The 19,575-nt window shown below is 66.4% G+C and carries 22 protein-coding genes; 12 read left to right on the top strand and 10 right to left on the bottom strand.

From position 1 onward, the window contains the following. Positions 1-13: 13 nt before the first annotated feature. Both K8P10_RS02650 and K8P10_RS02645 read right to left on the bottom strand, forming a co-directional pair. The gene (locus K8P10_RS02650; protein WP_224780258.1) at positions 14-826 is read right to left on the bottom strand and encodes an alpha/beta fold hydrolase; all 813 of its coding nucleotides are present in this window, start codon (positions 824-826) and stop codon (positions 14-16) included. A 54-nt stretch (positions 827-880) separates the two neighbouring features. Then, positions 881-1,306 (bottom strand): VOC family protein, encoded by a 426-nt coding sequence (locus tag K8P10_RS02645; RefSeq protein ID WP_224780257.1) that lies wholly within the window; start codon positions 1,304-1,306, stop codon positions 881-883. 129 nt (positions 1,307-1,435) lie between these two features. Between K8P10_RS02645 and K8P10_RS02640 the strand changes: the two genes are divergently transcribed. Both K8P10_RS02640 and K8P10_RS02635 read left to right on the top strand, forming a co-directional pair. Further along, complete coding sequence (locus K8P10_RS02640) at positions 1,436-2,500, top strand: hypothetical protein (protein WP_224780256.1); 1,065 nt, start codon at positions 1,436-1,438, stop codon at positions 2,498-2,500. After that, entirely contained in the window at positions 2,497-3,039 is a 543-nt protein-coding gene (locus K8P10_RS02635) for a GNAT family N-acetyltransferase (RefSeq protein WP_224780255.1), read from the top strand. Before K8P10_RS02640 ends, K8P10_RS02635 begins: the two co-directional genes overlap by 4 nt. Here the strand turns inward: K8P10_RS02635 and K8P10_RS02630 are convergent. Next, positions 2,975-3,460, bottom strand: coding sequence for an SRPBCC family protein (locus K8P10_RS02630; protein ID WP_224780254.1), 486 nt, complete (start codon positions 3,458-3,460; stop codon positions 2,975-2,977). The genes K8P10_RS02635 and K8P10_RS02630 overlap by 65 nt on opposite strands. A gap of 100 nt (positions 3,461-3,560) precedes the next feature. Between K8P10_RS02630 and K8P10_RS02625 the strand changes: the two genes are divergently transcribed. Beyond that, the gene (locus K8P10_RS02625; RefSeq protein WP_224780253.1) at positions 3,561-4,205 is read left to right on the top strand and encodes a dihydrofolate reductase family protein; all 645 of its coding nucleotides are present in this window, start codon (positions 3,561-3,563) and stop codon (positions 4,203-4,205) included. 12 nt (positions 4,206-4,217) lie between these two features. Continuing rightward, positions 4,218-4,640 (top strand): DUF1801 domain-containing protein, encoded by a 423-nt coding sequence (locus K8P10_RS02620; RefSeq protein WP_224780252.1) that lies wholly within the window; start codon positions 4,218-4,220, stop codon positions 4,638-4,640. Positions 4,641-4,656: 16 nt separating this feature from the next. On the opposite strand, the gene K8P10_RS02615 is transcribed toward K8P10_RS02620, so the two are convergent. Beyond that, positions 4,657-5,757, bottom strand: a complete 1,101-nt coding sequence (locus tag K8P10_RS02615; RefSeq protein WP_224780251.1) for a DNA alkylation repair protein — start codon at positions 5,755-5,757, stop codon at positions 4,657-4,659. 36 nt (positions 5,758-5,793) lie between these two features. Beyond that, entirely contained in the window at positions 5,794-6,501 is a 708-nt protein-coding gene (locus tag K8P10_RS02610) for a CPBP family intramembrane glutamic endopeptidase (protein WP_224780250.1), read from the bottom strand. A 150-nt stretch (positions 6,502-6,651) separates the two neighbouring features. On the opposite strand from K8P10_RS02610, the gene K8P10_RS02605 reads away from it, so the two are divergent. Together K8P10_RS02605 and K8P10_RS02600 are read left to right on the top strand one after the other, a co-directional pair. Beyond that, positions 6,652-7,239: a TetR/AcrR family transcriptional regulator gene (locus K8P10_RS02605; protein WP_224780249.1), complete on the top strand. Its 588-nt coding sequence runs from the start codon at positions 6,652-6,654 to the stop codon at positions 7,237-7,239. Positions 7,240-7,278: 39 nt separating this feature from the next. After that, positions 7,279-8,202: a GyrI-like domain-containing protein gene (locus K8P10_RS02600; protein ID WP_224780248.1), complete on the top strand. Its 924-nt coding sequence runs from the start codon at positions 7,279-7,281 to the stop codon at positions 8,200-8,202. Positions 8,203-8,543: 341 nt separating this feature from the next. Here the strand turns inward: K8P10_RS02600 and K8P10_RS02595 are convergent, their stop codons facing one another. The 4 genes from K8P10_RS02595 to ychF all read right to left on the bottom strand — a co-directional run bounded on the left by K8P10_RS02595 (position 8,544) and on the right by ychF (position 11,867). Then, entirely contained in the window at positions 8,544-8,864 is a 321-nt protein-coding gene (locus K8P10_RS02595) for a hypothetical protein (RefSeq protein WP_224780247.1), read from the bottom strand. Positions 8,865-9,009: 145 nt separating this feature from the next. After that, a complete protein-coding gene (locus K8P10_RS02590) occupies positions 9,010-9,657 on the bottom strand; it encodes a trans-aconitate 2-methyltransferase (RefSeq protein WP_224780246.1) in 648 nt (215 codons plus the stop codon). A 3-nt stretch (positions 9,658-9,660) separates the two neighbouring features. Next, on the bottom strand, positions 9,661-10,650 hold the full coding sequence (locus tag K8P10_RS02585) for an Abi family protein (protein ID WP_224780245.1): 990 nt from the start codon (positions 10,648-10,650) through the stop codon (positions 9,661-9,663). A gap of 143 nt (positions 10,651-10,793) precedes the next feature. Beyond that, positions 10,794-11,867: a redox-regulated ATPase YchF gene (gene ychF, locus K8P10_RS02580; RefSeq protein WP_224780244.1), complete on the bottom strand. Its 1,074-nt coding sequence runs from the start codon at positions 11,865-11,867 to the stop codon at positions 10,794-10,796. Positions 11,868-12,050: 183 nt separating this feature from the next. On the opposite strand from ychF, the gene K8P10_RS02575 reads away from it, so the two are divergent. From K8P10_RS02575 to rmuC, 4 genes are all read left to right on the top strand, one after another. After that, positions 12,051-12,428, top strand: a complete 378-nt coding sequence (locus tag K8P10_RS02575; RefSeq protein WP_224780243.1) for a DUF485 domain-containing protein — start codon at positions 12,051-12,053, stop codon at positions 12,426-12,428. Next, the gene (locus K8P10_RS02570) at positions 12,428-14,005 is read left to right on the top strand and encodes a cation acetate symporter (protein ID WP_224780242.1); all 1,578 of its coding nucleotides are present in this window, start codon (positions 12,428-12,430) and stop codon (positions 14,003-14,005) included. The genes K8P10_RS02575 and K8P10_RS02570 overlap by 1 nt, the downstream gene beginning before the upstream one ends. A 108-nt stretch (positions 14,006-14,113) precedes the next feature. Then, entirely contained in the window at positions 14,114-14,698 is a 585-nt protein-coding gene (locus K8P10_RS02565; protein ID WP_224780241.1) for a 3'-5' exonuclease, read from the top strand. 72 nt (positions 14,699-14,770) lie between these two features. Then, entirely contained in the window at positions 14,771-16,195 is a 1,425-nt protein-coding gene (rmuC, locus tag K8P10_RS02560; protein ID WP_224780240.1) for a DNA recombination protein RmuC, read from the top strand. A gap of 291 nt (positions 16,196-16,486) precedes the next feature. Here the strand turns inward: rmuC and glpX are convergent, their stop codons facing one another. Next, positions 16,487-17,470: a class II fructose-bisphosphatase gene (glpX, locus tag K8P10_RS02555; protein ID WP_224780239.1), complete on the bottom strand. Its 984-nt coding sequence runs from the start codon at positions 17,468-17,470 to the stop codon at positions 16,487-16,489. Positions 17,471-17,569: 99 nt separating this feature from the next. Here glpX and fbaA point away from each other — a divergent pair, with 99 nt between their 5' ends. Further along, entirely contained in the window at positions 17,570-18,598 is a 1,029-nt protein-coding gene (gene fbaA, locus K8P10_RS02550) for a class II fructose-bisphosphate aldolase (protein ID WP_224780238.1), read from the top strand. Continuing rightward, the gene (locus K8P10_RS02545) at positions 18,599-19,567 is read left to right on the top strand and encodes a DUF6264 family protein (RefSeq protein ID WP_224780237.1); all 969 of its coding nucleotides are present in this window, start codon (positions 18,599-18,601) and stop codon (positions 19,565-19,567) included. Positions 19,568-19,575: the final 8 nt, after the last annotated feature.

Genomic DNA, 19,575 nt, shown 5'->3' with positions numbered 1-19,575 from the left:
GAACGTTCGACCGTCAGCCGGCGAGCAGGAATGAGCGCAGGGCCGCGATCACTTCCTCGGGCTTCTCGGCGTGCACCCAGTGACCGGCGCCGTGCACGGTCATTCGGACGGTGCGCGGGAAGAGCGCGCGCATCGCGGGTTCGTCGTCTCGCGTCACGTATCCGGAGCGTTCTCCCGCGATCCACAGCACCGGCCCCCGGTATGAGGCACCGCTCATGTCGGGGAACCCCATCACGGTCTCGAGTTCGGCTCGAAGGAGGTGCAGATTCGGCTCCCAGCGGAAGCCGTCGTCCTCGCGTTTCAGGTTCTGCAGCAGGAATCCGCGCACGGTGTCGTCGGGGATCGGCTCGCGCAGCTGCTTCCCGGCGTCGGTGCGCCGCTCGATGGCGTCGAGGTCGACCGTCGCCAGGGAGTCGAGCAGGTGCTGGAACTCCCCGCGTGCCCGTACCGCCTCGACCGGCGAGATGTCGATAACCACGAGCCGGCGCACCAGGTCGGGGTGGCGCAGAGCGAGAACCATCGCCACCTTGCCTCCCATGGAGTGGCCGACGACGTCTACGGGGCCATTCGCCGCGAAATCCTCGCGCAGATGCGCCGCGACGTCGTCGGCGATCTCCCGGTAGTCGATGTGCTCGGTCCAGCCCGATTGCCCGTGATTCGGCAGGTCGACGAGGAGGCTCTGCGCGTCGGGTTCGAGACCCGCGGCGATCCTCGTGAAGTTCTTGCCGCGGCCGAAGAGCCCGTGCAGGAAGACGATGCGGCGCGCGTCACCGTCTCCGCGCCCGACTGCGACGGAGTGGATGGGGTGCGAGAGACGATCAGCCACGTCTCCAACCTAGCCGCCTGAGCCGCTTCAGCGGTGGAGGCGCACCCGGTGTCATCAGTCACCTGTCGACGAGAACGCCCACATCACCCCGTACCGGTCGAAGACCTGCCCGTACCAGTCTCCCCACGGCGCCCGCTCGAACGGCATACCCTCGGTTCCCCCTCCATCGAGGAGCCTGCGGATGAAGCCTCTCGCCTCTTCGGGGGTCTCCGTCGTGAAGAGGAGCGAGTACGCCGTACCGCGCACGGGATAGTCGTTCTCGCTGTCCATCGCGTCGCCGCCGGCGATGATGCCGCCACTCGGCAGCATCAGGGTCGAGTGAGCGACGCCCTGCGGATCGGGCGTGAACGGCATCCCCTGCAGATCCATGTCGCCGTAGCGCAGGATCTCGAGTTCGCCCCCGAATATTTCATGCCAGTGCTCCATCGCTTCGGCGGTGGTCCCGGGGAGGGCGATATAGGTGGCGAGCGACGTGGTCATGAGCGTCTCCTTCGACGGTGCAGCGTACGGGATCAGTATGCGCCCCATCCGCTGATGCCGGAAGTCCTGTGTATCGTGGTCGCTATCATGCACACGTCGTGCAGCTTGCGTCTCGATGAAGGATCACTGATGCCGCACTCGATCCCGGCCGACCGTGCCGCACCGGAAGCCGCCGCACCGGAAAGTGTGGACCGCATCGTCACCGACCTGAGAGAGCTCCGGGCGGCGGCGGGGTCCCCGTCGTACGCCGAGCTCGGGCGCCGAGTCGGTGAACTCCGGCTCGCACGCGGCGTCAGACCGGCCGCAGCGATCCCCGCCAGGTCGACCGTGTACAACCTCTTCCGCGAGGGTCGCGTCCGCATCGATGCCGACCTGCTCCGCGACGTCGTGTTCGCACTCGGGGAGAGCCGTGAGGTGGCCGACACCTGGGTCGACCGCAGCCGCAAGGCGTCCCGCACCTCGGCCCCACCGGCCCCGGAACCCCAGATCGCATCGCTGCCGGAATCCTTCGCGCCCGCGCGGTTCGCTCCGCAACGGATCTCGCCCGGCCTCACGGTCGTGATCGTCGTCGGGTGCGTCCTGCTGAACGTGCTCGGCCTGGCAGCGCAACGCGCCCTCGCGCTTCAGGTCTACCTCGACATGGTCGGCACCGGACTCGCCGCGATCGCCCTCGGCCCCTGGTACGGCGTGCTCGTCGCGGTGGCCGCTCAGGCGGCGGACGTTCGCAGCCTCGGCGATCCGGCCGAACTCCCATTTCTGCTCGTGAGCACCACCGGTGCCCTCGTCTGGGGCTACGGCGTCCGCAGCTGGCGCATGGGGGCGACGCTGTCGCGCTACCTCGCACTGAATCTCCTCGTCGCGCTCGCGTGCACGACGCTCGTCACGCCGATCCTCATCGCCCTCTCGGAGGGCAAGCACGGTCACCTGTCCGATCTCTTCACCGGGTCGCTCGAGGACAGCGGCGTCCACCTCGCCGCCGCCGTGTTCACCTCGAACATCATCTCGTCGGTGCTGGACAAGCTGCTCAGCGGTCTGATCATGCTCGCCCTCTTCGTGACCCTGCACCGCGTCGCCGCCGTGCCCGCCGCGCACATGCCCGTCGTTGAACAACTCGCCGCGCTCGGTCAGCCTCGAGTGCCTCGGGCGGCCGGTCATCGGTCTGCAGCGCAGACCTCCTCGGACGGCACCGCGTGAGCGTCATCCTGGAGACGCCGCGCCTGCAGTTGCGCGAACTGACGTTCGTCGACCGGCAGGCGCTGTGCGGCATCCTGCAAGACGAAACGACGATGACCGCGTACGAGGGCGCATTCGACGACCACGCCGTCGACGAGTGGCTCGCACGCATGCTCGATCGGTACCGCACCGACGGGATCGGGCTCTGGGCTGCGATCGACCGAGCGTCCGGCGACCTCGTCGGCCAGTGCGGGCTGACGCGCCAGACCACCCCTGAGGGCACGGTCGTCGAGGTCGGTTACATCTTCAACCGCGCCGTCTGGGGTCGCGGTCTCGCCACGGAAGCGGCACGGGCCAGCGTCGCGCACGGGTTCGCGCACCTCGAAGTGGACGCGGTGCACGCGCACGTGCGCGACACCAACATCGCGTCGATGAACGTGGCGATCAGGCTCGGCATGACGGTGCGCGGGCGCTTCGAGAAGCACTACCGCGGTGTCACGATGCCGCACCTCGATTTCGCAGTGGACCGGGAGGCGTGGTCTGCTCCAGCTCCGTCTTGAGCCAGGCGTTGCGCTCTACGATGAGGGACCGCATATAGCGGTCCAGGACGAGCCTGTCTGCCAGGCGCCCGAGCGGGCCCCACGGGGCGGCGAAGTCGATGATGTCCCGCATCACGGTCACTGATCCGCGCTCCTCGAAGTGATGCTCGTGCCGCCAGTGCGCGAACGGCCCCTCAACCTGCTCGTCGACGAATCGATGCGGTGCCTCGCACTCCGAGATCAGGGAAGTCAACCGCCAGGGCACCCCGAAGTGGGTGGCGCGCCAGGTGACCGTGTCTCCCTGACGCATCTGTCCCGCCGTGACACCCGCGATAGCGCGCTCTCGGGAGCTCCCCATCGACGAGGTGTGGGCGTCGACCGACAGATTCAATGCGAAACATGCCTCTCGCGGAGCCGCAATACGGGTCTCCAGGTGGATCATCAGTACATTCTCCCAGAGCACATCGACGACCGATCAGCAGGTGCGCAACCGATGAAGTCGAGAGACAATGATCCTCACCCCCTCGCAGTCAGGAGCCCGGATGTCACGGACGCGCGTTCACAACCTCTTCGTCTCAACCGACGGCTACGCCGCAGGAGATCACGTCACCTTCGAGAAGCCGATCGGCGATGCAGCGGCCCTCTTCTCCCGATTCGACGGACGCGTGATCCACGGAGTCCACGGGGCCGCCGCACCGGTCACGGTGGACCGGGCCCTGTTCAGCATGTGGGGGCAGGGCATCGGAGCCGAGATCATGGGGCGCAAGAAGTTCGGCCCTCAAACCGGCGAGTGGCCGGAGGACGGCTGGAACGGCTGGTGGGGTGACGCACCGCCGTTCGAGACACCCGTGTTCGTGCTCACCCACTACCCGCGCCCCTCGGTCTCGTTCGAGAACGGGACGAGCTTCCACTTCATCGACGCGACGCCGGAAGAGGCACTGCGGCAAGCGCGAGAGGCCGCCGATGGCCAGGACGTCCGCCTCGGGGGCGGGCCTTCGTCGATCAGCGAGTTCCTGCAGGCCGACCTGGTCGACTTTCTCCACTTCATCACCATTCCGGTGGTACTCGGCACGGGCGTGAGGGTCTGGGACCACCTCGCCGGACTCGAGTCCCGCTTCGACGTCGAATCTGTGAGCACGGCGAGCGGCCTCACCCACCATCTCTGGAATCGCGCGACGCGCGACTGAACGGAGCATCCCGTGTCAGCATCAGCACCCGCCATGTCTCCCACCGGCACTCCCGTCTCGGAGGTCCTGGATCGCGCCCGCGGGCCCCGACGCCCCGAAGTCGACGACCTGCTCGCACTGTTTGGCGACCTCACGGGAGAGCGCCCAGTGGTGTGGGCGGGCCGCATCATCGGGTTCGGAGAAGTCGAGTACCGTTACGAGAGCGGGCACGGCGGGCGCATGCCCCTGCTCGCCTTCGCGCCTGGCGCGTCGAAGCACACCGTCTACCTCGTCAGCGACTTCGCCGAGAAGTGGCCCGACCTGCTCGAGAGGCTCGGAACGCACCGTGCCAGCACGGCCTGCCTCTACTTCACCCGCCTCAGCGGAATCGATCGAGATGTGCTGCGCGAGCTGCTCGAACGGACGCTGGCTGAGACTCGGGCCTCGTCCGCCTGAACGCGACCACGGGAGATCACTCGGGCTGCAGCTCGAAGGCGACGAGCGGGGTCGCGGTTCCATTGATCTGAAGTGCGATCCCGTGCTCCCCGGGATAGTACCTCCGGGTCGTGATGGGCCGGAACGAGTGTGTCCGCTCGACCCGGATCTCCTCACCAGGTGCGAGTTCCGCGATCGTCAGCTTGAAGACCTTGGCGGCGAGCCTCCCGTTGGCACGACGGTGGTGCACCACGTAGTCGACCGCGATCCTCGCCGCCTCCGAGCCGTCGTTGCGGAGCACCGCGGAGAACCGCACCTCACCGCTCCACTCCACGGCGGTGCGATCGAGATGCGGACCATCGACTGCGATGTTCGCCGGAGCGAAGCCGAGCACTGCGAGCGCGCCGGGATCCCGGCGCTTCACGAGCGTGCGGAGTGCGTGCCGCACCAGCGCCGGGGTGCTCGCGACCCCGTCACCGATCCATCGCCGGGCCGTCTCGACGACGAGATCGGCATGGTCCCGGCTGAGGTCGTTCAGATGATTCGCGACGGATCGGCGCACGTACTCGCTGTCGTCCAGGTACAGCGCATCGAGGATCTGTATCGTCACCCCCGGTCGTGCGAGGATCTCCGGCACCCTGACCGCCCACGGCAAGTACGGACGCGCCCCCTCGCTCGCGAGGCGACGCACGTGCTCATCGGGTGACCCGGTCCACGCGAGCATCGTCGCGAGTGCACGATCCAGATCGTGTCGCAGCAGGATGCGAATCGCGAACTCTGCGGTGAGGCGCCCGGTCAACTCCGAGAGCAGCTCCATGGCATCGTCGAAAGCGTCCGTTCCCTCGCCGATGCCCCGCGTGGCGACCGCGCTCGTCACCGGCCAGATCATCCACCCCGTGAACTCGGGATCGCGATCCTGAGCGGCGCGCACCGTTCGCGCGAGCACCGCGAAGTCGCCAGGCACGTCGGCGAGGATCGCGTCGCGCAGCAGGTCCGCCCGCTCCCTGAGGGACAGGTCCGCCAGCCCATCGGCGGCGAGCGCGAGCGCACCGAACTCCGCTGCGGGAGCGACCGCGCGGAGGGACTGTCTCAACTGGAGGGCGACATCGCGCCCGATGAGTTCGTCGGCGAAAGGCATGGGTTCAGTCTGCCGTGAAATCCGGATGCGTCGACGCTACGCGTCGGCGACGCCCACCATCAGCGGGATGATCAGAGCGACGGCGTTGTTGACGCCGTGGAGTACGACCCCCGGCCAGATCGACCCCGACCATCGGAAGAGCAGCGCCGTCATCACGCCGACGACGAACGCCACCGGAAGGATCGGGTTGATCCCGTGCGCAACGGCGAAGACCGCGGCGCTTACCAGCACACCGACCCACGCCCCGTAGCGCGCCAGCAGCGCATTCGCGAGCACGCCTCGGAAGAAGCCCTCCTCCCCTAGCGGCGTGATCAGCGCACCGGCGACGATCGCGAGGGCGAGTGAGAGCCAGCCGCCGGCGGCCGCGGCCTGATAACCCTCCTGCACGTTCTCCGCCTGCCCGGTCAGCGCGGTATAGACCAGCGCGGCGACGATACCGAGACCGTAGGCGAGCACACCGAGTCCGGCACCGACGCCCAGGTGCAGGGGTCGCGCCCGGCGGAAGCCGAACGGCTCAAGGCCCCGGATCCTGATCAGCACGGCTACCGCGAGCGCGATGATCCCCATGAGCCCCGAGACGAGGAGTGCCACGTTCCCCTGCACGACCGGCTCCGAGATGAGCGGGAGCAGCAGCACAACCAGGCCGATGGAGGCGACATAGGCGGCTCCCCCGGCGAGGATCTCTGGCCAGCCTGGACCCCTCACCTGCGCTGCAGTGTCCACGCTCGATGATCCCTGTTTCATCCCACTCCCTCGGTTCCGCGTCTCGGAGGAGTCTACGCACTCGTGCGGCTCACGGTCGGCGACCTCCGGGCGGGCGGGGGTCTTCGGTGGACATCGGCCCATTCTTTCTGTACTGTGCATTACAGAAATACCGAACACGAGAGGATCGCGATGGCTGGAGTGGGGAGACCCCGAGCGTTCGACACCGATCGCGCACTCGATGCGGCGGTCGATGTCTTCTGGGCGCAGGGATTCAAGAGCGCGAGCCTCACCGACCTCGCGGCGGCCATGGGTATCAACAAGCCAAGCATCTACGCCGCCTTCGGCGATAAGTCGCAGCTCTTCCAGGCCGCCCTGCGCCGGTACATCGAGCGCAACATGGGGTACGTCACCGAAGCACTCGCGCAGCCGAGCACCCGAGCGTTCGCCGAGGCGTTTCTCGTCGGGAACGCCCGAGCGGTCACGATGCCGGGGCGTCCCGCTGGCTGCCTCTCGGTCCAGGCCGCGGCCACTCCCGAGGGGTCGGACGAATTCGCGGTGCTGGCCCGCAACCGTGTCGAGATTCATGAGCGCTTCGCAGAACGATTCCGCCGCGGTATCGCCGAGGGCGACGTCCCTGAGGACGCCGACCCAGACGAGCTCGCCGGGCTCCTCCTGGCGCTCTCGAGCGGCTTCGCGATCCGCGCCGCGGACGGGACGCCTCGCGACGCTCTGGTCGCCATCGCCCGACGTGCCGCCACCGCAATTCCCACTCACTGACCCACCCAAGACGCCACCACCACACCTGGGAGACCCCACATGCCCGCAGTTGATGCCGCCCTCTCCACCGCCAGAGACGAAGCACTCGCGGTCCGCGCGATGTACGAGACCCTCGAGCAGCGGTTCAACGGCAAGACCTGGTCGACCCACCAGTTGCAGATCGGATTCGCCAACGACGTCGGTCAGATCGGGCGACTCCTGCTCGCAGAAGAAGGCACCTGGCAGATCGACGGCGACCCGCGGGCAGAGCTCGAGCACAAGCTCTCCGAATCGATGTGGTGGGTCTTCGTCATCGCCGACCGGCTCGGGATCGACATAACCGAAGCGTTCCCCGAGACGATGGGCCGGATCCGGGCGGGCCTCGCATCCACGATCGCGCGCACGGCGCCGAGCGAGTCCGCGCACCTCAGCGCATCGGACACCCCGGAACAGGTCAGCGTGCCCGCGGCCACGTACGTCGCCGTAGCGGGTTTGGGAGCGCCGGGCACCGAGGAGTTCTACCGCAAGAAAAGGCTCATCACGCAGCTGGCGACTGAGCTCTCACCCAGTGCGACCGCGCCGGTCGTCGAGCTCCAGTACTGGTACCCCGAGGATGCGGCACCGGTCGAGATCGCCGACTTCTACCTCACGAACCCGATCCCGTCGCTGCACTATCGGGTGCTGGCGCTCGCCCCCGACGCGACAGACGACGCCCAGCTCGCTGCGGCCGTCGAACGCATCGCGGATCCGGCGCGCCCCACCGACGAGATCACCATCCTGCACCAGCCGGAGCAAGAAGTCGTCCAGGTCATGCACCACGGCCCATTCGCAGACGAGCACGCCACACTGGCACGCCTCGGAGCGTTCGCGGCCTCGCGCGGCCTCCGTCGCCGTGGCCCGCACCACGAAATCCACCTCGATGCGTTCGGACCCGAGACACCCCAGGCCGACCTCCGGACGATCCTCCGCGACCCGGTGGGGTGAGGCGCCAGCGTTGCTCGCGCAGAGCTTCGAGCTGCCCGCAAGCCTCGCCCGCGAGAATCCGGCAAGTATGGGTGCGAAAAAGGCCTGTGCGAGGCCTCCCGCGGTCGTCTCCACACGAGTGTTCCCCGGAGTGATGACTCGAGGTCGATGGTATTCCGAGACGTCGCCTCCGGGCCCTTCGTGCAAACCGGGCGCAGATCAGTGCGGGCCACGGCGACCTGGTCGATCTCGATCAAAAACACAGGCGAAGCTCAAGCTCGTCGAGGGGCATTCTCCTTCTGCTCCAACGATGGGCCCAGGGGCTGTTGGAGAGCGCCACGGTCCCTGCACACGGTTGCGAGCTATCCCCAGGAATTCGAGGACGGGAGCTCTCGGCGAAAGCTGCTGATTCGTGTGCTCAGTGCGTCCACGGGTCGACGAGCGAAGTCGTTGCGCTCGGGAACTGGAAGATCGTCGATTCCACCGGCACCTTGTGCCGCTCGCATCAGCGCAACCCCGATGTTCGGACGCTGCGCTGCTTGGGTGAGGATGTCGCGTACTTCGGCCTCCATCGACTGGCCATGACGTTTCGCCCGCGCGACTAATTGGTTCTTGACCGATTCATCAAGGCCCCGCACGATGATGGACGACATGAACATCACCTCCTGAGTGAGAGCACTCATGATATCCATCATGCGAACGGTTCGGAGGCACAGCGCGATGAGCGCCAATTGCACGACTCACGAAGCGCGTGAAATCAACGTTCTAGACGTTGAACCGCCACTCGCAGGAGTGCCCCCAGATAGCAAACGTGTTGAAGAATTCAGATCAATCGGCAAGCTGTGCAGCTATCACGGCATGAGGTCGAACACCAGGGTCGGTTCGCATCTGCACGTCTATGACTTCGAAACCAGCACCCACAAGAAATCGACTCAGCTCATTCACGGGCCAGAAATAGGCAGTGGTGATGGCATGATCGAACGACTCAACCTGTGGCCCTTCGAAGAATCCAAGGAGCAGACTTCCTCCAGGCTCAAGACATCGGACAAACTCTTGAATGGTTGCGGGTAGCAGCTCCGGAGACACATGAATCACGGAATACCAGGCGAGGATTCCGGCTAGGCTGGCTGCCTGTACTGGGAGAGCATCCAGTTTCCCCAGACGGAACGTGGTTCCGGGAAAGCACCTCCGAGCACCCTCGATAAAAGCTGGCACCATATCGATACCCTCGATGTCGGCACCGAGATTACGCAGATGCGCAGTCCAGTGCCCTGGACCGCAACCAGCGTCAACAATGCGACCGCCAATGCCACGGGACCATCTTTCTATCGCTGCTAGATCCACCGGAGACATTGTTTCGATAGTTCCGAGGGCTTTCGTGTACTCGATCGCGCGAGATTCGTAAGCTTCGCGCACCACCTGGGGTCCATACTCAGTGCTCATAATGCGCCCTTCAGCGGTATTCAACGAGTTCATGAATCAGTCTCGCCAAAGCTCAAGCACCTCCCAGCCCTCGGGGACGCCCATCGATTGAAGTGTCAGCGCGTGCGACTTCGGGAAGGCACGAAAGAGGTCCGTGAGGTTCCGGGCCCAGCTCGGTTCCAGGTCGATTGATTTGAGGAGGTACGCAATGATCGCGAGCGCGTTGTACGTACCAAAATCCGCTTTAGGGGCTCCAGGTGCGCTGAGATGGTTCAGTTCCTGTATCGTTCCCGTCGTGGGGCGCGACGGTGCGTGCTGGAGTTTCCTGTTGAAAAGCCGCGCATGATGGGCCGCGACATTTCGAACATAGTTCAGGCTGGCAAGCCAGCTTGTCATCATCTTTTTCCTCGGCACGCCGAACTCCGCCGCGAGCTCTTCAGCGTCTTTCTGCAGCATGCCGCGGTAAAGGGTCGACAGGTGCCCCAACTCCAAGAGCTCAGTAAGCGCCCAGACAGGCATGCGGTCGTCATACTTGTCACGAAAATGGGCGACGAACTGCTCGTCTGAGCTATCCCTGCGTATTTTGACGCGCTCGAGCCATTGAACATGCTTGCTCGGCCGAGGCTCGCGGCTATCGGTGACCGGACGCGTAAATGAATCGTCGAAGCAAGCTATCTCCTCATGCGCAAATGCTGAGCTACGCCCGAGAATATAGCCGGTACGCATGCGGACAGCAACCTCAATGCGTTCGACTCCCTCCAATACCAAAAGCCTGAGTTGCCGATCAAAATCAATGATTGCCTCAGCGTGATGCAGTGCTGTACCAGGACGGTATCGGCCCAGCACTCGAGTGCACTCGCGGCCCTCTTCATCGAAATACTGCTCAGATTCCAAAAAGGAGTAAAGATAGCCAGTCAGTCGGTAGTATCCGATCGCTTCAAGCGTTGCGATGGCACGCGCGTGGTCCTCGACCTCAAGCCCTCTTGCGATGAGCCGATCGACTTGCCCTTCGAGCGGTAGCCACTCCTTCGTGTACTCCAAGCTCACATCTCCTGCCAAAAGAAAATCAGCCCGCGCCTTGCGGCAACGGGCTGATCATGATGTCAATAACCATAGCATGGTGGGTGACGTACGACTACAAGCCGACCAGCACCACTGCTCTTACCAACACAAGTTGAAGCGGAACGCGACTAGACGTTGAACCGCCACTCGCAGACGTCGCCGTCCTGCATGATGTAATCCTTGCCCTCCATGCGGGCCTTGCCCTTCGATCGCGCTTCGGCGACCGAACCGGCCTCGACGAGATCCTCGAAGGAGATGATCTCGCCCTTGATGAAGCCCTTCTCGAAGTCGGTGTGAATCGCGCCGGCGGCCTGCGGAGCCGTCGCACCGCGGGCGATCGTCCAGGCGCGCGCCTCCTTCGGTCCCGCCGTCAGATACGTCTGCAGTCCGAGCGTCTCGAAGCCGATACGGGCGAGCTGGTCGAGGCCGCTCTCCTCCTGGCCGGTCGAGGCGAGCATCTCAGCGGCATCCTCCGGGTCGAGCTCGATGAGCTCGCTCTCGATCTTCGCGTCGAGGAAGATCGCCTTGGCGGGCGCCACGAGGGCGGCCAGCTCGTCCAGCTTCGCCCGATCCTGCAGGACCGCCTCGTCGACGTTGAACACGTAGAGGAACGGCTTCGCCGTGAGTAGACCGAGCTCCTTGATGGGCTCGAGATCGATGTCCGTGAGCGAGATCAGCTTCCCGTCGTTGAGCGCCTCCTGAGCCGCCTTCGCGGTAGCGACCACCGACGGATCGATCTTCTTCGATTTGAGCTCTTTCTCGTAGCGCACCAGCGCCTTGTCGATGGTCTGCAGGTCGGCGATGATCAGCTCGGTGTTGATCGTCTCCATATCGCTCGCCGGGTTGACGTCGCCGTCGACGTGGACGACATCCGGATCCTCGAACCCGCGGACCACCTGCGCGATCGCGTCCGCCTCGCGGATGTTCGCAAGGAACTGGTTGCCGAGCCCCTCACCCTCGCTCGCGCCGCGGACGATGCCCGCGATGTCGACGAAGCTCACGGGCGCCGGCAGGATCCGCTCCGACCCGAAGATCTCGGCCAGCTTGTCGAGCCGCGAGTCGGGAAGGTTCACGACCCCGATGTTCGGCTCGATGGTCGCGAACGGGTAGTTCGCCGCCAGCACCTGATTGCGCGTCAGCGCGTTGAAAAGGGTCGACTTGCCGACGTTCGGGAGTCCGACGATTCCGATAGTAAGAGCCACGGGCGTCAATTCTACATCGGCGCGCGTCCCGGACCCCGTGCGCCGCCGATCGTTGCATCAGCAACAACAATGCCGATACGGTGAAACAGCCATACCGGCGCGAGGCACTGGAGCCCATCGCCCTCCTTGAGGCGTGTGCAGCGGTGCACGCGCCTGATCCGTGATTCACGACGAGGAGGTCGTATGCCAGACGAGCACCCACCGGGCCCAGACAACGACGCCGCACCGCCGATCGATTACATCAGCGTGCAGGAGTCCCCCGAGTTCATCGAGTTGAAGCGTCGATTCCGCCGCTTCGTGTTCCCCGTATCCGTCGCATTCTTCGTATGGTTCATCACCTACGTGCTGCTCGCCGCCTACGCCCACGATTTCATGGCGACACCGGTGTTCGGCAACGTGAACCTCGGCATCATCCTGGGCCTCGGCCAGTTCGTCACGACCTTCGCGATCACCATGATCTACGTGAGGTTCGCGAACAAGCGCCTCGACCCGCTGAGCGTCGACATCCGCGCTGATCTGGAGGAACGAGCCGGGAACGCAGCGCAGGGGGGCGATCGCTGATGGAAGATAACAACCCGATCCTGAACATCTCGATCTTCCTCGCGTTCGTCGCGGTGACGATGGTGATCGTGATCCGCGCCAGCCGCAACAACCGGACCGCAGCCGACTACTACGCCGGCGGTCGATCATTCACCGGCAGGCAGAACGGCCTCGCGATCGCCGGTGACTACCTGTCGGCGGCATCGTTCCTCGGCATCTGCGGCGCCATCGCGATGAACGGGTACGACGGCTTCCTCTACTCGATCGGCTTTCTGGTCGCGTGGCTCGTCGCGCTGCTGCTCGTCGCCGAACTCATGCGCAACACGGCCAAGTTCACCATGGCCGACGTGCTGTCGTTCCGACTCAAGCAGAAGCCCGTGCGCATGGCCGCCGCCACGACGACACTCGCCGTCTCGTTCTTCTATCTGCTCGCGCAGATGGCGGGCGCCGGTGCGCTCGTCTCGCTCCTCCTGGGGCTCGACAACGCTCTCGGCCAGTCGCTCGTGATCGTCGTCGTGGGGGTCGTCATGATCATCTACGTGATGATCGGCGGCATGAAGGGAACCACCTGGGTGCAGATCATCAAGGCCGTGCTGCTCATCGGCGGCGTCGCCGTCATGACGGTGTGGACCCTCGCGATGTTCGGGTTCAACTTCTCCGCACTGCTCGGTCGGGCGGCAGAGCTCAACGAGAACGGCCTCGACGTCCTCGCCCCCGGCCTCCAGTACGGAGCGAACCCGCTCGACTTCGTGTCGCTCGCGCTCGCGCTCGTCCTCGGCACCGCCGGCCTGCCCCACGTGCTCATGCGGTTCTACACTGTGCCGACCGCGAAGGAAGCCCGTCGCTCGGTCGTGTGGGCGATCTGGCTCATCGGCATCTTCTACCTGTTCACGCTCGTCCTCGGCTTCGGTGCTGGCGCCCTCGTCGGCCCCGACGCCATCGCGAACGCGCCGGGCGGACAGAACTCGGCCGCCCCGATGCTCGCGTTCGAACTGGGCGGGCCGCTGCTGCTCGGCTTCATCTCCGCCGTCGCGTTCGCCACGATCCTCGCGGTTGTCGCGGGGCTCACGATCACGGCGTCGGCGTCTTTCGCGCACGACATCTACAACAGCGTCATCAAGAAGGGCACCGCCTCCGCCAAGCAGGAGGTCCGCGTCGCGAAGATCACGACCCTCGTGATCGGCGCGGCGGCGATCCTCGGCGGCATCGGGGCACAGGGTCAGAACGTCGCGTTCCTCGTCGCACTCGCCTTCGCGGTTGCGGCGAGCGCGAACCTGCCGACGATCCTCTTCTCGCTGTTCTGGTCGAGGTTCACGACCCGCGGCGCCGTGTGGTCGATGCTGGGCGGGCTCATCTCCGCGCTCGTGCTCATCGCGTTCTCGCCGGTCGTCTCCGGCAGCGAGACCTCGATGATCCCGACCGCAGACTTCGCGCTCTTCCCGCTGTCGAACCCCGGTATCGTCTCGATCCCGATCGGCTTCTTCCTCGGGTGGCTCGGGTCGGTGACGTCCCGCGCCAAGGAGTCCCGCGCCCTCGCCGCCGAGATGGAAGTACGCGAGCTCACCGGATTCGGCGCAGAGCCACCGGTGGAGCACTGATGCGCTGACAGGGTTCAGCAGCCGGCTGACCGAAGGGGTCGGGATCGCCGTGGCGGTCTCGGCCCCCTTCTTCGGGTACGTGTCAGTGGGGTATGTCAGTCTTGACGAGTGCCCGTCGACTTCACCGCGATCGATTTCGAGACCGCGAACAGCCACTCCTCATCCGCCTGCGCCGTCGGGCTCGTCCGGGTGCGGGGCGGTGCCGTCGTCGAACGGGCGGAGTGGCTGATCCGGCCCCCGGCGACCCACGGCGAGTTTCTGTCGATGAACATCCGGATCCACGGCATCACGCCCGCGATGGTTACCGACGCACCGGAGTGGGGCGACCAGCTGCAGCAGCTGCGCGACTTCATCGGCGCCGACGTCGCCGTCGCGCACAACGCCGGGTTCGACATGGGCGTGATCCGCGGCGCCTGCGCCGAGACCATCACCCCGGTGCCGAAGCTGCGCTACCTCTGCAGCGTTCAGGTGTCCCGAAAAACCTATGACATCCCCTCGCACCGTTTGCCCCTCGCGGCCGCTGCCGCCGGGTTCGGCGAGTTCTCGCACCACAACGCACTCGCCGACGCCGAAGCCTGCGCCGCCATCATCATCGATGCCGCGCGACGCCATGCCGCCTCGAGCGTGACCGCGCTCGCGAAGACTACTGGCCTCCGCATCCAGACGCTGAAGGCGATCCCGCTGAAGCTGTAGCGCCGTAGCGGCGCGTGCGGCGAGGTACGGGCTATCTTCGCCGATGTCGGTGGCACCTGAGACGATGAGGGCATGACTCCCCTCGCCGCATCGTTCCTCACCGTCGTGATCGCGCTGGTCGCCGCCCTGGCCGGCTGGTTCGCGGGGCGCCGTTCGGGCGTCGCTTCCGGTGAGGTCCGCGTCGACGAGGTGCGTTCCCGCGCCGAGCAGGAGCGGGCTCTGGCCGTGCAGCAGGCACGACTCGACGCCGAGGGCGAGCATCGCCGGGTTCGCGAGGAACTCGCGGCGCATCAGACGCGGGCGCGCGGCCTCGAAGAGCGGCTGCGCGACGCCCACAGCGCACTCGAGCAGCGCGCCGAGCAGGATCGCGAGGAGCAGCGCGTCCTCCAGCACCTCGCGCCGTTGCGCGACAGCGTCGGTAAACTCGAGCGGACCGTCACGACGCTCGAGCAGCAACGCGCCGCCCAGCACGGCGAACTGACCGAGCAGCTCCGCCAGGCGGCGACTGCGGAGGAGAAGCTGCGCGGCACCGCAGAGTCCCTCGCGTCGGCGCTCCGATCGAACACCACGCGCGGCATCTGGGGCGAGACCCAGTTGCGGCGCATCATCGAGGCTGCAGGCATGCTCGAGCACGTCGATTTCACGGTGCAGCATCAGCTCACCACCGAGCACGGGGGTGCCCGCCCCGACGTGGTCATCCACCTGCCGGGTGGAAAAGCGCTTGCGATCGACGCGAAGGTGCCGTTCGACGCGCACCTGCAGGCTCAGCACCTCGACCCCGTCGACGACGAAACGGGAGCACGCCGACGCGAACTCCTCGCGAAACACGCGAAAGCTCTCCGCGACCACGTGCTCGCGCTCAGCAACCGCGACTACTGGAGCGCGCTCGAGGATTCGCCTGAACTCGTCGTCGCGTTCGTGCCGAGCGAGTCGCTGCTCTCCAGCGCGCTCGACGCCGATCCCCTCCTTCTCGAGTTCGCCTTCGAGCGCCGCGTCGCCCTCGCTTCACCGGTCAGCCTGTGGGCGATCCTCAAGTCGATCGCGCACAGCTGGAGACAGGAATCGCTGACGACAGAAGCACGCACCCTCTTCGACTTGAGCCGTGAACTCCACCGCCGCATCGGCCGCACCGCCACGCACCTCGACAAGCTCGGCCGCACGCTCTCACGCGGAGTGCAGGACTACAACGCCTACGTCGGCTCGCTCGAACGGCAGGTGCTCCCGACGGCGCGCAAGATCGGCGCGCTCAACGGCGAGAACATCGGCACCGAACCGCGCCAGCTCGAAGACACGGCGCGCCCGCTCGTCGCGCCCGAACTCCGCACCCCGGAGCCGGACGCCGGTGCCGATGACGCCGGTGCCGATGACGCCGGCTCCGATCGCGCAGGGGCAGGTGGAGCCGGTTCCCGTGGTGCTGCGGCAGGTGTCACGGCGGCTCCTGAGCCCGCGGGCCCCGCATCGGCCGCGACCGGGACCGCATCCTCTACCCGAGACTGAGCGCGGTGACCCGGGTCCTTTCTCACTGCACTCGGCGTCCTTCGACGCCGTCACCCGTGCCCGGCTCCGGGCGTTTCCGGCCGCACCGGTGGGACCGTCCAGCTCCGCCGATCGGACCGGCCGGCCATTCAGTGCGCGGGTTCAGTGGAGCCTTTCGCAGGTAATTCCGGACGAATAACATGCGAAAGGCTCCATTGAACCGCCCGAAAGGCACCGGAATGCACGCCGGACGGAAGTGCCTCACGGGAGGCCGCTCCGACGAGCGATGCCCGAGCCTCGTGGCGGCCGGGGCTACGTCCAGCGATCCGCCTTCATGTCGCTGACGACGTGGCGGATGGTGCCCGAGTGGGAGCGCATGACGATGCTTTCGGCACGCACGAACGGGCCGTTGCGCTGCACGCCGTCGATGAAGTCGGAGTCCGTGATGCCCGTCGCGACGAAGTAGCAGTTGTCGCTTGCCACGAGGTCGTCGGCTTCAAGGATCCGATCGAGGTCGTGCCCGGCGTCGATGGCCTTCTGGCGCTCCTCGTCGTCCTTCGGCCAGAGCTTGCCCTGGATGACCCCGCCGAGCGCCTTCACGGCGCAGGCCGTGATGATGCCCTCTGGGGTGCCGCCGATCCCGACGCAGAGGTCGATGCGGGAGTCCCAGCGGGCCGCGTTCACGCCGCCCGCGACATCGCCGTCCATCAGCAGACGGGTGCCGGCGCCGGCCTCGCGGATCTCGGCGATGAGCTGCTCGTGGCGCGGGCGGTCGAGCACCGCGACGCGGAGGTCGGAGACGTCGACGCCCTTCTTCGCAGCGAGTGCGCGGATGTTCTCGCCGATGGGCTTCCGGATGTCCACGATGCCGACACCGTCAGGTCCGCATACGAGCTTGTCCATGTAGAACACGGCTGAGGGGTCGTACATGCTGCCGCGGTCGGCGACGGCGATGACGGAGATCGCGCCCGGGCGCCCCTCAGCGGTAAGGCGGGTCCCGTCGATCGGGTCGACGGCGACGTCGCAGCCGGCACCCATGCCGTTGCCGACGCGCTCGCCGTTGTAGAGCCAGGGGGCATCGTCTTTCTCGCCCTCACCGATAACGACGGTGCCGTTCATGGAGACGGTGGAGAGGAACCGGCGCATGGCGTCGACGGCGGCGCCGTCGGCTGCGTTCTTGTCGCCGCGACCCACGTAGGGGGTCGCGCGGATCGCGGCCGCCTCGGTCGCGCGCACCAGCTCCATGGCAAGGTTGCGATCGGGCTGCCAGGTATCGAGAGAGTCTGGTTGAGTCATGGGTGAAGCCTCCGTGCTGGTTGTCCGATCCGGCCCCAGTTTACAGACGAGACGCCCTAGACTGGTGACACCCTGTCGCTACGAAGCAAGGAGCCATTGATGCCGGTCGCTACCCCTGAACAGTACGCAGCGATGTTGGACGCCGCGAAAAGCGGTGGATTCGCGTTCCCCGCGGTCAACGTCTCGAGTTCCCAGACGCTGAACGCCGCGATCCAGGGCTTCGCCGAGGCGGGCTCCGACGGCATCATCCAGGTGAGCACCGGCGGCGCAGACTACTTCGCCGGCCGCACCGTGAAGAACCGCGCCGGCGGCGCGATCGCGTTCGCGAAGTTCGCCGAGGAGGTCGCGAAGGCATACGACGTCACCGTCGCGCTGCACACCGACCACTGCCCGAAGGACGCGCTCGACACGTTCCTCCTGCCCCTGCTCGCCGCGAGCGAGGAGCGGGTGAAGGAGGGAGGGCTCCCCTACTTCCAGTCGCACATGTGGGATGGCTCGGCGGTCCCGCTGACCGAGAACCTGGAGATCGCGAAGGACTTGCTGCCCCGCATCGCTGCCGCACGCATGATTCTCGAGGTCGAGATCGGCGTCGTAGGCGGCGAGGAGGACGGCGTCGCGAACGAGATCAACGATCAGCTCTACACCACCCTCGACGACGCCGTCGCGATGGTCGAAGCCCTCGGTCTCGGCGATCACGGCCGCTATCTGACAGCGCTCACGTTCGGCAACGTGCACGGCGTCTACAAGCCGGGCAACGTGAAGCTGCGCCCCGAGCTGCTCGCGGAGATCCAGGCCGGTGTGGCTGAGAAGTACGGCACCGGCGCGAACCCGCTCGACCTCGTGTTCCACGGCGGCTCCGGTTCGTCCCAGGAGGAGGTCAACGAGGCGGTGCGCAACGGCGTCATCAAGATGAACATCGATACCGACACGCAGTACGCGTTCACCCGCTCCGTCGCGGGCTACATGTTCTCGAACTACGACGAGGTACTCAAGGTCGACGGCGAAGTCGGCAACAAGAAGAAGTATGATCCCCGCGCGTGGGGCAAGGTCGCCGAGGCGGACATGTCCGCCCGTGTGGTCGAGGCGACGCAGTGGCTCGGGTCCGCCGGGAAGTCGGTGAGCGCCTAAGTGTCGACCAACAACCCGCGCCCGGAAGACCAGGCCTCGAGCACGAAGGGCCCCGCAAACTCAGGGGACTCCACGAGTTCGGAGCCCTCTATCGGCCCGGAATCCTCCGCCAAGACCGAGGGCGATTCCCCGCACCAGCCCCGCGACACCCGTCCGCGGCCGCAGTACGGCGAGTACGCACCGGAGGGCTGGTCCTGGACTCCGCCGGGCGAAGAGTCGGGTGCCACGGGGCCCGCCGCATCAGGCCAGGTTCCGGGCTCCGGGGCTCAGGCTCCGAGTGGATCGCGTTCGGGTCGTGTCGACGGTGTCCCTCACAACCTCGGTGCAGGATCCGCGAAACCGGCACGGGGTTCCCGTAGCGGTCAGGCGTCCGCGAACGACCGTGCCAAGGGCAGCAAGAGTTCGACACCGCAGGGCAAGCCGAGCGGGGCGAACCCGGCACCCGAGCGGGCGACCCCCGAGCAGGCGGCAGCGCACACCCCGCGCAAGTACCGCGACGATGCGGCGACGCCGCCCCAGGCGCCGCCCGCCGCCACGCAGGTCGCAGCTCCACCCCAGGCACGGTCAGCGCAAGGCGCCCGCCCGGCACGCAAGGGCGATCGCATCGTGACGATCATTCTGCTCGTGATCGGTGCCTACGGCGCGTTCAGCATCTCCAGCGGCATGTTCAACCTCGCCCCGCAGCTCATGCTGAACGCCTCGATGCTCGACGTCGAGACGATGACGCTTCCCGACTGGACCGGCACCGCAGGTACCGTCACCGGCCTGTTCGTGCTTCTCGTGTGGGCACTGAATCTGCTGTTCTCGATTCAGCGGATGCGTGCCGGGAAGCTCGCATTCTGGGTGCCGCTCGTCGCGGCCGTCATCGCTCTGGTCCCCGTCTTCATCGTGATGTCGGTAGTGCTGTTCCAGACCCCAGAGGTCATCGAGCAGTTCTCGACGATGCCGACACCCGCTCCGACGAACTGATCGGGGGC

It is taken from the genome of Leucobacter sp. Psy1 (assembly GCF_020096995.1).
In the GTDB taxonomy this organism is placed as follows: Bacteria; Actinomycetota; Actinomycetes; order Actinomycetales; family Microbacteriaceae; genus Leucobacter.
This window is presented reverse-complemented; position numbering and strand designations above follow the sequence as displayed.